The 13999-nt window shown below is 40.6% G+C and carries 5 protein-coding genes; all 5 read left to right on the plus strand.

Annotation, left to right across the window (positions count from 1 at the left end):
- The first annotated feature begins 465 nt into the window (after nt 1–465).
- Nucleotides 466–4866, plus strand: a complete 4401-nt coding sequence (locus QZ407_RS14695) for a two-component regulator propeller domain-containing protein (RefSeq protein WP_295772397.1) — start codon at nt 466–468, stop codon at nt 4864–4866.
- A gap of 293 nt (nt 4867–5159) precedes the next feature.
- A complete protein-coding gene (locus QZ407_RS14700) occupies nt 5160–7352 on the plus strand; it encodes a fasciclin domain-containing protein (protein WP_295772399.1) in 2193 nt (730 codons plus the stop codon).
- A gap of 92 nt (nt 7353–7444) precedes the next feature.
- Nucleotides 7445–10699 (plus strand): SusC/RagA family TonB-linked outer membrane protein, encoded by a 3255-nt coding sequence (locus tag QZ407_RS14705; RefSeq protein WP_295772401.1) that lies wholly within the window; start codon nt 7445–7447, stop codon nt 10697–10699.
- Nucleotides 10700–10720: 21 nt separating this feature from the next.
- On the plus strand, nt 10721–12199 hold the full coding sequence (locus tag QZ407_RS14710; RefSeq protein ID WP_295772402.1) for a RagB/SusD family nutrient uptake outer membrane protein: 1479 nt from the start codon (nt 10721–10723) through the stop codon (nt 12197–12199).
- A 21-nt stretch (nt 12200–12220) separates the two neighbouring features.
- Entirely contained in the window at nt 12221–13981 is a 1761-nt protein-coding gene (locus tag QZ407_RS14715) for a fasciclin domain-containing protein (RefSeq protein ID WP_295772404.1), read from the plus strand.
- Nucleotides 13982–13999 lie beyond the last annotated feature (18 nt).

Genomic DNA, 13999 nt, shown 5'->3' on the forward strand with positions numbered 1-13999 from the left:
AACAGAGAAGTTAAGCCCGCCAGAGCCGATGGTACTGCAGTAAAATGTGGGAGAGTAGGTCGGCGCCAACCCTTACAAGTTCATAAACCCCTGTCGTTGCTAAAACGTCAGGGGTTTCTTGTTTAAATATAATTTTTACGGCTGTTATTCTAATGTTCTATTTTAGCTTGGTGACTGTGTAAATACTGCAGCATTTTTCCTATATTTTTAACGTGCTAAGTCTATCATTTGAATTTGCACTTAATTCGCCTCCAGTATTTTTCTCGTGGGGAATTTCTTTAAATCTCAGCTTACATACTAATTATCGAAATGAAGCTTCTAAACTTCGTTCGATACCTTTGTCTTTCTCTTATTTTTAGTTCAATCTTATATTTAATCTTGCGATAATATAATTCTACAGCTAAATATTTATTACGATATTTACTTGCAAACCAATTACTTCAAACTGTTCACTCTTCCTGATTTATGAGCCAAAGATTTAAATCTTATGCTGTAGTTATGCTGCTGCTTAAATTATCCTTAGCAGTGTTCAGTGTAGGCGCTCAACCTAAATATAATTTAAAACACTATACCACCACAGACGGCTTATCTCATGATAGAGTTACCTGTATTTTAAAAGATACTGAAGGCTTTATGTGGTTTGGTACATGGGATGGGATTAACCGTTTTGATGGGTACAATTTTGTTACTTATAAAGGCAGGGCAGGTGACAGTTCCAACCTGGAGAATAATAAAATAAGGATAGTTGTGGAAGACAAAGCTCACTATTTGTGGGTGAAAACTTTTGATAACAAAATCTATCGGTTTGATAAGAAGAAGGAAGGGTTTTTAGCCATACAAGGTAAAAGTGCCTTACCTTATGTTAAAGATGTTCTTGTTGACCGCATCATTCCTACAAACGATGGCGACGTCTGGCTGCTTAGTCAAAAGCAAGGTGCACTATGCGTTTCCAGGCAATCTGGTGAACGCGTAACAATTAAGGCGTTCAATCAATTTGCTAATGGCTCCGCCCAACTTGCCGGCAACGAAATTAATTTCTTATACGAAGATTCAAATCTTAACCTATGGTTTGGCACATCAAAAGGCATTACTGCATTACGCAAGGACGGAAAAAAGTTGGTTAATTTAACATTTGACCGAACGGATAAAGTATTAGGAAGTGGTTTTAATTTTACCTGCTTTAAGCAACAAGCTAGTAAGATTTACTTTGGTACGCGGCAAGGTGTGGTATTTTGTTATGACTTATCCAGTAAAAGTTTCCATCAAATTAATGCCGCTGATGGTGCATGTATTAATGCTTTGGAGCTTGAGGGTAATAAGCTTTATCTTACTACAACAGGTAAAGGACTAATTCAATATGATCTTAAGTCTGGTAAAAAGCAGGTATTTATTAGAGAGTATGGCACACTGCGTAAAATTTATCTTGATAAGTATGGTTTACTGTGGCTCGAGCCAGGTGGAGGTATCATCAAATTTAATCCCTCAAATAAGACTTACAAGCATTTTATTCAAAAAAAGGATGCCGAAACGCAGGTGATACATACAACTTATCAGGTGTTTGAAGATGCATATGGCATATTATGGTCGTGCATGGCGGGTGGAGGGTTTGGTTATTATGACCGTTCTGCTGATGAGTTTAAATATTTTCATGATAAGCCAGGTACTGCCGAGCAGCAATTTTCAAATGTCGTAACTGCTTTATATACCGACCCTACCGGTATCGTTTGGTTTAGTGGCTACGACAGGGGAATCAATAAAATTATATTGCATCCGGCAACATTTAATCACCAATTGATTGATAGGGATGCTGATGCAAAAACCGTTAATGAAGTACGTTCACTTTGCGAAGATCATAACGGTGTTTTATGGGTAGGCACAAAAGCCGGTGAGATACTCACTTATATAAACGGAGTTAAGCAGGCCAATCCGTTTATCAACCTTAATCCACGTGATTTAAACAGAGTATACTGCATAGTTGAAGGTAGGAATCGTACCATTTGGATAGGTACAAAAGGAAGTGGCCTTATTGAGGCGGTTCCACTCGCAAACGATCCATCAAAGTATAGAGTAACAAGGCATATTAATGATCCGCAGGACAAGAATAGCATCAGCAGCAATTTGGTGTATACGGTTTTGGAAGACAAGCGAGGTAGAATTTGGGTTGGTACATTTGCCGGTGGCTTAAACCTATTGGTGCGTAAAGGAAGCAATACTGTATTTAAAAACCAAAATAATTCATTTAGCAATTACGCACAAGCCCGTGCTAACGGCGTAAGGCATCTTCAGGAAGATTTAAAAGGAAACATTTGGGTTGCCAGTACTAACGGTTTGGTAATTTTTGATCCTTCGCAAGGCGTTGAAAGATTTAATTTTCACAGGTATACCAAAGTGCGTGGAGACGAAACCTCGTTAGGTGCTAATGATGTACAATACATTTTACGCGATGCAAGCGGCAACATGTGGCTTGGTACATTTGGTGGTGGGTTGCAAAAGGCATTAACTGACTTTGATTTAAATAAAAAAATCAAATTTCAAGTATACACAACTGCTGATGGTTTGCCTAATGATATCGTATTAAGTATAGCGGCCGACAATAGGCAGCATTTATGGATTGCTACGGAAAATGGCTTGTCGGAGTTCGATCCGGTAAATCAAACCTTCAAAAACTATAATAATGATGACGGACTACCCCAAACGCAATTTTCTGAATCGGCGTTTATAAAAGGCAAGGGTGGGCGATTGTACTTAGGTTGCCTAAACGGATTCGTTGATTTCAATCCCCAACAAATTGGAAATAACCGACAAAATGCTGCTATCGCGTTTACCGGATTCAAGGTTGCGAACAAGAGCATAGTACCCGGAAGCGCTGATTCAATTTTAACAAATGCTGTAGATCAATCTCAAAAAATTGTTTTGAAATATGATCAGAACTTGTTTACAATAGATTACGTCGCTCTTAATTATAAGATTGCTAATAAAGTTTGGTACGCTTATAAATTAGAAGGCTTTGATAAACAATGGAATTATGTTAAAGATGCCAGGCAGGCAACCTATACCAACGTTCCTCCGGGGAAGTATAGGTTTGTTGTGGCTACGATAAGCAATTATCTATTTAAAAATAAGCCCGAGAAAAGTATAGAGATCACCATCCTTCCGCCATGGTGGCAAACATGGTGGGCTTACCTAATTTATTTGCTTTTACTGTGCATAGTGCTTGAGGTTGCAAGGCGGGTTATATTTACGATGATCAGGTTACGCCATCGTATTGCCGTTGAGAAAAAGATTTCGGCTATGAAGGTGGGATTCTTTACCAATATTTCACACGAATTACGTACGCCTTTAACATTAATTATTAATCCGCTCAAGCAAATTGCCAAGGATGAAACCCTATCGGCCAAGGGACGTGAGCATATCAACCTGGTAAACAAAAATGCCGATAGGATGGTGCGTTTCATCAATCAATTACTTGATTTTAGAAAATTGCAAGAGGGAAAGGCTGTCTTAAAATTATCGCAAATTGACATCGTTCAGCTTGTAAAAAATACGGCCTCATATTTCAATGATGTAGCGACTGAAAAGGATATAAACTTTAATATACATACTGATACGCCTGTTTATTTGCTGCCTATAGATGATGAGAAGGTGGATATTGTTATATACAACGTATTAGCTAACGCTTTTAAATACACACCTCCGGGCCGAAGCATATCGGTTGTAATAGATACTCAGGCTAATGACGGTTTTGTATCAATTGAAATTATTGATGAAGGTATAGGTGTACCTGACGATAAGCTGAACGAAATTTTTGAGTTATACTATGAAGGCTCAAACAGTAGCGCGAATGTTAAGGGAACGGGTATCGGTCTTGCATTCTCAAAGGAGTTGATCAACGCTCATCAAGGAAAAATTACTGCAGCAAACAACCCTAACGGTGGAATGACCTTTACTGTTAAGTTAAAATCAAATTTGCAAAATGTAAGCATAAGCGAGTATAAGCCTATTGATACCAGCCAAGTAGTAAGCGTTGAACCTGCTCAAAATTTTCCACCTACAGTTAATAAAAATGACGGTGATTTGGACAAGTCATTAGTTTTAATTGTAGAAGACAATACAGAGTTAAGAAGATTCCTACACGATCAGCTTAGTGAATATTATCGTGTTGAAGCGGCAGCCGATGGCGTTGAAGGACTGGAAAGAGCAAAGAGCTTAAACCCCGATTTAATTATAAGCGATGTAATGATGCCTAACATGGACGGAATTGCAATGCTTGATGCACTGAAAAATGAATTGTTAACCAGCCATATACCAGTTATATTGTTAACTGCCCGGTCGTCAGTGGAACACCAAATTGAGGGAATGCGGTATGGAGCTGATTTTTATGTTACCAAGCCGTTTAATACGGAGTATGTATTTGTATTGGTTGAAAGTTTGATAAGGCAACGGAAGCAGATGTTTGCCAATCTTTTAAACAGTAAGAATTTAGTACAACTGTCCCCTGGCGAAATTTTGATCACTTCAAAGGATGAAGAACTATTGAAACTGGTGGTTGAAACGGTTGAGCAGGGAATGAGTGATTGTGATTTTAACATTGACGACGTAGCCGGCGCTGTTGGACTAGGTCGTACAACTTTTTATAAAAAGCTTAAGAGTTTAACGGGGTTAGCTCCGGTTGAATTTGTAAAGGAAATGCGCCTTAAGCGCGCTAAACAATTAATTGATTCCGGTGAGTTTACCATGTCCGAAATCTCCTATCAAATTGGTTTTAACAGTTCAGGGTATTTCAGTACGTGTTTCAAAGATAAGTACGGTCAAACACCTTCTCAGTATTTGAAATCCCTGAAAGCAGCACAACCTCAAGAAAAATAATTTTTTTGAAAACCATTCAAATGGTATCAAAAAACGCGATTTAACAAATTTTAAAAACTATTTGTCAAATTTTAAAAACTTCATTTGTGCTTTCATATTAGGTTTGCTGTACAATTATAAACCGCCGGTGCCCGGCAATTATTAAGGAATAGCGTTTTATTTTTTTCGATAAACTTAAAGCATCCTGTCCTTAGATTTTTATACCGGCATCAGCATCGAACCAGTTTTCAAGTAACAATTCAAAAAAGACCAGCTGCCAGTAAAGGGCGGAGGTGTAATACTATGCATTTTATATGAGGAGAATTTTACCTAGTTTGTTATTGATTTTTTTGGCGCTGTTTGTACTCAACTCATGTACAAAGAAGGAGTTTAACGAGCGTTACGAACGCCCGGCAAACCTGGCCGATCCGATATATCAGCAATTGGAAAAGCGCGGAAACTTCAAGAGTTTGCTTATTTGTATTGATAAGGCAGGTTACAAAGATATTTTAAGCAAAGCAGGCTTCTGGACAATGTTTGCTGCAAATGATGCAGCTTTTAGCCAGTTTTTAAAAGATAAGAACCTGAACAGTGCTGCTGATATAGACGCCTCTACAGCAGAAAAGATTGTACGATATGCATTAGTGTTTAACGCTTTTAAAACCGACAGGCTTCCCGATTACCAGGCGCTTACTGGTTGGGTGCCTAATATGGCTTTTAAACGTCGTACCGCTTATTATGATGCACCGCAAACTACTAACTACAACGGCAAGGACATAACCTTCGTTAATTCAAACCGTAACAACAGGGGCGGAACCACTTATTTTACCGTAAGCGACAACAATAATAAGTATGTTCCATACATACTCGACAGATTTTTAACGCCTAAGAATCTTACACCGGCCGACTATAATTACTTTAATGCACAAAATCCTTACAATGGCTTTAGCGTTGGCGACGCACAAGTGGTAAGCAGCAATATAATTGCCGAAAACGGTGTAATACATGAAATTAACCGTGTGCTGATGCCATTACCAAGCATTGATCAGTACTTAAACGGTAACACGCAGTATAGCCTGTTTAAATCATTGTTTGACAAGTACATGGTATCTTACATTGTAAGTCCTGAAGCTACCGCCAAAAACCTTGAGAATACAGGTATACAAAAAGACATTTACGTTAAGCTATATGATGCAGGACTAGCCTACTCTCCAAATAACGAAAACTACCTGAAGCTGGATGATAATGATGGGCAAATGGAAGGCTATTCGATGTTCGCGCCAACCAACACTGCACTTAACGATTATATTAACAACGTATTACTCGAATACTACCCTTCGCTTGACGCCTTGCCAAAAGAAATTATGTATGATTTCTTAAATGCCCATATGTTTTCAACTACCGTGTGGCCAAGCAAGTTCGCAAGCACTACTAACGGACAGGGGCAAGGTGCTTTGTTTAACCCCGCTGCCGATGTTGTTGACAAAAAGCTTTTAAGTAATGGTGTTTTTTATGGTACAAGTAAGGTGCAAAATGCAAACGTATTTAGTACAGTATTTGGTCGCGCTTATCTAAACCCTAATTATTCTTTAATGACCCGTGCCTTAACACTGGCATTAAAGGCCAACATAATTAACACCAGTTTAAAGTATACACTGTTTTTAACGTCAGACGAAAAGCTGCGGGCCCTTGGTTTTAATTATGACCTGGATGCAAATACCTGGAGATATACGCCACCTGGTGGTGGAACTGCATTGTCAGGTTCATCGGCACTTGATAAGCTTAACCGTATCATTAATACCCAGGTTGTGCGGGCTGATGTTACAAGCATTGCAGGTAACGGTATCTTGGAGACTTATGATGGTGAGTATATCCGTTATAGTAATAACACAGTATATTCTGCCGGAAACCGGGATGCAGGTATTGTTTTGAATGCCACCAGCTCTCGTAAAACTGAAAACGGTACGGTTTATTACATAGACGGCCTGCTTTCTGAGCCAAGCCTGTCAGTAGGCAAACATCTTGAGGCATTAGCAGCCCAGGCAAATTCTCCATATAAAAAGTTTGTTGATTATGTTAAGGCATCAACTATTTACAATACGTCAAACGGTGAAATTTTAGGTGTTACCGCAGGCTCATTTTACACAGTACTTGCGCCAACAAACACTGCCATTGAAGCTGCTATAGCACAAGGATACTTACCTGCAACAACTTCGCCTACCGACCAGATAGGACGCGATAAGGTGGCAAACTTTATAAGGTACCACATTATTCAAAAGGCAACCGTTGTACCTGATGGTAAAAAGGAGGGAGGCTTTCTAACCTTACTGCAGCGAGCTAACGGTACCAGCACTACGGTAGCGGTTACCAATGTTGGCGTTAACAACATGCAGGTAAAAGATATGATGGGTGGAACTGCAAATGTAGTAGCAGCCAGCAGCAATAACTTATCTAACCGCACGGTGATTCATTTGCTCGACACTTTTTTGAAGTTTAACGCAAATTAAACTACACCATAATCAAATTATAACCAATTGCAATTGATGGTTGCCGGTTTTAACCTCCCGGCAACTTACCAAACCATTAATAACCTTAGTTAATGAAAAAAATATTTACTCACCTTTTTTTCTGTTGTCTTATACTGTGGCCCGCAGTGTTTGTAAATGTGGTTAAAGCCCAAACCACGGTTGCACCTGTTGCCACCGTACGCGGTAAAGTAACCGACAGAAAAGATAAAGCACCGCTGGTGGGCGTAACGGTGGTTGAAGTTGATAAAGAGAAGCGTATTGTTGGCGGCGTATCAACTGATATTGATGGTAATTATGCACTGAGGGTTAAAAGCCGTCAAAACAAAATATCTATATCGTTAATAGGCTACAAAACCATTACGATGGATATAAATGACCGCAGTACACTAAATATATCATTAGAACAAAGTTCAAACACGCTAAGCGATGTTACCGTTACGGCAAATAAAACGTCAAGCAACGGATTACTGCAAATTGATACACGCAACTCAACCACAGCCGTAGCAAAAGTAAGTGCAAAAGACATCGAAGAGTTATCAGCTTCTTCCATTGATCAGGCTATTCAGGGTCGCCTTCCAGGGGTTGATATAGCTGCCAATTCGGGCGATCCGGGTGCAGGAATGCAAATACGTATACGTGGTACGTCAACCATCAACGGATCAACCAATCCGCTTATTGTGTTGGACGGTATGCCTTACGATACCAGTATACCAACCGACTTTAATTTCGGCACTGCCGATGAGCAAGGTTATGCATCTTTGTTAAACATTGCACCGGCTGATATTCAGGATATATCTGTACTTAAAGATGCTGCCGCAACCGCGGTTTGGGGTTCAAGGGCTGCAAACGGTGTGCTGATTATCAATACCAAACGCGGGCGTGTTGGCTCTCCTCAGGTTACGTACACAATGCGTGCTACGGCGTCAAGACAACCCAATGCAATACCTATGCTAACAGGTGATCAATACTCTCAGCTAATTCCTGAAGAGGTAATGAATCGCACGGGTACTCCATTGAATACCCAAACAGTGAAAGAATTTTTATACGATCCGAGCGACCGGTATTACTACAATAATTACAGCAATAATACCGATTGGATAGGAGCCATAACCCGCACAGGTATTATGCATGATCATAACTTGTCGTTATCGGGTGGTGGCGAGAAGGCACGTTACTTTTCGTCAGTAAGTTACCTTAACCAGCGCGGAACAACTTTAGGTACCGCCCTAAACAGGGTTACTACACGTATAAACTTAGATTATAACGTATCTGATCGTATTAAGTTCCGTACGGATGTGTCTTACACCCACTCAAATACTGATAAGGTTTACAATGATGATGCCCGTAGCATAGCTTACCAAAAAATGCCCAATATGAGCATTTATGAAATCAACAGCCTTGGTAACAATACCGGTAATTATCTATCGCCGTTGCAAAACATACAAGGAAGTTACCCGGGCACCTTTAACCCTGTAGCTTTACTTTCATCAGGTATAAACAACGTTGTAGGGGAGCGCATTGTACCGCACTTTACCTTGCAATATGATATTGTTCCAAATTTGTTCCGCGCAACTGCCGATGTTCAATTTGATATCAACAACACTAAAAACCGCAGCTTTTTACCACAAATAGCAACCGGGTTACCAGTAAGCGACTTAAACGTTAACCGCGCGTTTGACGGCGACGTTGATCAGTTTAGTATTCAAACCAAAACTAACTTTATTTATACTCCTAAATTAAACGAAAAGCACAACTTCACGGGCCTTGTTTCATTCATCACTAATGACAGTAAAGCAACCGTACTGCAAAGCGAATCGTCCAACTCAGGCTCTGTATTCTTGCAAGATCCGTCGGTTGATACACGGGTGCTTAACTTAAGATCATCACTAGGGCAAACACGTAGCGTAGCTGCATTGATCAATGCTCAATATGGCCTATTGGACCGCTACATTGTCAATTTTGCGCTGCGTACCGATGGTAATTCAAAGTTTGGTCCTGCACACCGCTGGGGTTTATTTCCATCAATCTCTACCCGGTGGAGAATTTCGGGCGAACCATTTATGCGTAAGCTTACCTTTTTTGATGATTTAAGCTTACGCGCCAGCTATGGCAAGAGTGGCAACGAACCTAGAAATAACTACACATTCTTTAACACTTACGGCAATTACGCTTACGACTACTTAGGTTCATCGGCAGTGTATTCGCAAAATATCGAACTACGTAACCTGCGCTGGGAAACCGTGACCGGCCAAAACGTGGGCTTGACCTTTTCAATGTTAAAGAGCCGTATCAACGTTGATATTGACCTTTACCGCAACCGCACCACCGACCTGTTTTTTAACGACCTGCAATTGCCCGGCATATCAGGTTTCAGCAAAATCAACATGAACGTTGGTACCATGGACAACCAGGGATGGGAAATAAATCTTAATACCGTTGCTGTAAGAAGCAAAAAGCTAATGGTTGAAATGAACTTCAATATAGCTAACAACACTAATATCATTCGTAGCATATCTCCTTATTACCCAAGTACTAAAGGTGATATTACCACTAACGGCAGCTATAAAACAATTTTGCAAATCAATAACCCATTCGGTTCATTTTATGGCTTTCGTTACAAAGGAGTTTATCAGGATCAGGCAGCAACTGTTGCAACTAATGCAAAAGGGCAACCTATTGTTGGGTTAGACGGTGTGCCACTTCAAATGCGCTTTAATTATCCGGCAACTGATTATGTATTTAAACCAGGCGACGCCATGTATGAAGACATCAACCATGATGGTAACATTGATTATAAAGACGTGGTTTACCTGGGTAACGGTAACCCCAAATTTACCGGTGGTTTTGGTCCAACCATTACCATAAACGGTAATCTTAAGCTTAACGCCTTCTTTGCTTTCAGGTACGGTTATCAGTTGGTAAATGGTACGCGTATGCAAACCAGCAATATGTACGGCTTCAATAATCAAAGTACAGAGGTATTAAAGAGATGGCGTAATGAGGGAGACGTTACCGACGTTCCGCGTGCACTTTATAATGACGGGTACAATTGGTTAGGATCAGACAGGTACGTAGAGAATGGTTCATTTATACGGCTGCGTTCGGTTACGGCCAGGTACAACTTCACCAAGCGAATGCTAACCAAAGTTGGAGTGCGCAGTGCCAGCGTATATTTTACTGCTGAAAACCTTTTAACGTTCACCAAATATACCGGTCAGGATCCTGAAGTTTCTGTAAGAGGAAGCGATCCGTTCAGGGTAGCAACAGATAACTCAATGACGCCGCCTACACGCAACCTGGTAATGGGCTTGGTACTTGGCTTTTAACAATCTTGAATGAGTATTGATATGAATATAAAAATCAAATTCTATACTGTACTGCTGCTTCTTGTTACACTCAGCTCAACATCGTGTAACAAATATCTTTCACTTGAGCCGCAGGATGGTATTATAAGGCAAAACTTTTGGAAAACCAAAGAACAGCTTAAGGCAGCTGTTAATGGTTGCTATGCGGGTATGCTGGCCGACCCTTTGGTTGAAAACCTTTTTTTGTGGGGCGAACTAAGAGGCGACATGCTTGCAGCAGGGGTAGGTGTACGTAACGCTGAGCTTAACGTAATAAACGTTAACATATCATCAACCAATACTATTGCTGATTGGTCTATAATTTATAAAGCAATAAACAACTGTAATACTGTGCTTGACTTTGGTCCTGAGGTGCTTAAATATGATAACACCCTTACCCAGGCAACCCTTAACGGATATTTAGGTGAAGCAATGGCCTTACGTGGCTTGTTGTACTTCTACTTAGCCCGCAGTTTTGGTGATGTGCCGTTAAAGCTTAAGTCAACCAGTAGTGATGATGACAACCTCGAAATTCCTAAAAGTACACAGCAGCAGGTCTTTGATCAGATAATTGCCGACTTAAAGCAGGCCGAGCAATTTGTAGCAACATCATACGGTAACCGTAATGACGACAAAGGCCGCATAACCCGCTACACGGTAAACGCAATTTTGGCCGATGTTTACTTATGGCTTGATAAGTATGACGATTGTGTTAAAGCTTGTGATTACATCATCAATTCTAACCAATTCACCCTTGTGCCAGGTGATAACAACTGGTATTCAACCGTATATTTTCAGGGCAACTCAAATGAAAGCCTTTTTGAATTGCAGTTTAATCAAAACAAGCTTAACCCGTTCTACAACATGTTTATCAATTTCAAACGTTTCAGAGCGGCATTAAAGGTAGCAGCCGAGGTTTACACACAAGACTTTTTTGACATTACCAACATTGATATACGCGGGAACGATGCATCATTGAAATTTAACGATGGTACTATTTATAAGTATCAGGGTATAAATGCCAATTCATCACGTACGGCGGCGGCTTCATTTGCACACTGGTTTGTATACCGTTATCCTGATGTATTGCTGATGAAGGCCGAAGCGCTTAATCAGCAAGGTAATGGACAGGCTGCTTTAAATGCTATCGAGGTTATTCGTACGCGTGCTAATGCTCTACCAAGCTCAGCAATGGTAGTTGATCCAACCGATCGTAACGGAGTAACTGACTATTTACTAGCCGAAAGGGCTCGCGAGTTTGCATTTGAAGGCAAACGCTGGTATGATTTATTACGCAATGCCCGCCGCAACAATTACGAAAGGCTTGATTTGATACTGAATGTTGTACCAACAACAGCAGCAGATGAATATCAGCAAGCGGCCATAGTTAAACTCAGAGACAAACGCAGTCACTACTTTCCAATTTTCTTGTACGAACTGCAAACCAATAAAGCACTGGTTCAAAACCCATTCTATCAATAAGTACCATTTAAATAAGTGTTTATGAAAATATTAAACTCATACAAATGGCTTGCATCGGTAACGGTAGTAGTACTGCTGGCCGTTATGCTAAGTGGCTGTAAACGCGAAGAGTTTACCGAAACCACAACCGGCGATGTTAACATTACCGAATACCTGCAGCAAGATCCTAATCAATTCTCAACCTTATCGAAAGTGTTGCAGATAACCGGTAGCGACAACTCATTAGGCGGATATGGTACCTATACCTTATTTGCGCCTACCAATGAGGCTTTTGCTAAATATCTTACCGAATCAGGTAAAACATCGGTAGATCAATTGGGCGTGGAAGAGTTGAAAGACCTGGTACGTTTCCATTTAATAAGGGATACTATCACTACCGATAAGTTTACCGATGGTAAGTTGCGTACTAATACAATGTATGGCCAATCAATATTAACCGGCGCACAAAATATAAATGGTGTAACAACGCTTACCATTAACCGGCAGGCAACATTGGTAAAAGGAAACATACGTGCCGGTAATGGAATTGTGCATGTTATTGATAGGGTTTTGAAACCATCCAGGTTAACATTGGCCCAGGCAATAGAGCAAAATCCAAACTACAGCATATTTACCCAGGCGTTAAAGGAAACCGGCTTTTATGACAGCCTGAATGTACTGCCTGTTAATGCTCCTGATACCAACAAACGTTTTCAAACGGTGCTGGCGCAATCAAATGCTGTGTTTGCAGCCGCGGGTTATAGTTCTTACAGTGCCTTAAAAAGTCGCTTTTCAAAAACAGGTGATCCTAAATCAGTGATTGATAGCCTTCACCTGTTTATGGCTTACCATATTTTGCCCGGATTAAAATATTTACCAGATATTTTCAATGCATCATCGCACGTAACGTTGGCGCCGCTTGATGTAATTACCACAAAGCTTGTAAACCAGCAAATATTGGTGAACGATGACACTTTTGATGGCAAATATGAGCCGGGAGCACTTATAAACCGTGTGGCAAGTGATAACACTACAGCCAATGGCGTATTGCATGATATGGCTGCGCATTATGCAATCAAAGTGCGTTTCCCTATACCGGTTTATTGGGAAGTAACCGACCAGCCTGAATTTAAAAGACTGACAGGAATATACCGGGTTACTAATAAGTCAAGCCCTAATTATGTTACCGGCGATTTACAAGACATAAAATGGCAAACCGGTTCTGTGAGCTATCGTGTGGCTCCAGAGGCTCGTCAGTTTTATGTGTATAATAACGATTATTTATTTATTGCAGCTTTACGTACGGCAGCTACAGCAAACAGTTTTGTTGAATTCAAAACTCCGCTATTAGTAAAAGGCCGTTACAAAGTGTGGGTTTGCTTCATTCGCCGTGGTGGGGGTAAAGGTGTATCAGTTCTGTTCAATGGCGAGCCCTTATCACGTGTGCTCAACCTTACTGAGAGTTTACCGGCACAGGTACTGGTAGGTAACCGCTGGACGTATCCTGCAGGTACTTCACCTGAGTCGTTGGAAGCATTGGGCAAAAAGATAGTTTTTGGTGGGCCTAGCGTACCTTACTATAACAACCCGGCACAAACCATTGAGTATTACAGAGACAGCTACGGCTTATTGGCAGGTACCATTGATGTGCAGAAAACAGACAGGCACAATTTAAGGCTTCAAGCCGTGGCCGATGGTTCGGGCGATGTACAAATTGATATGATTCATTTCATACCCGAAAACATGGATCAGCTGTATCCGAAATTTAACCCGGATGGCTCAGTAATTCAAAAACCACAATAAACCTTCGGACAAATTTAT

Source organism: uncultured Mucilaginibacter sp. (assembly GCF_913773635.1).
Classification (GTDB): domain Bacteria; phylum Bacteroidota; class Bacteroidia; order Sphingobacteriales; family Sphingobacteriaceae; genus Mucilaginibacter.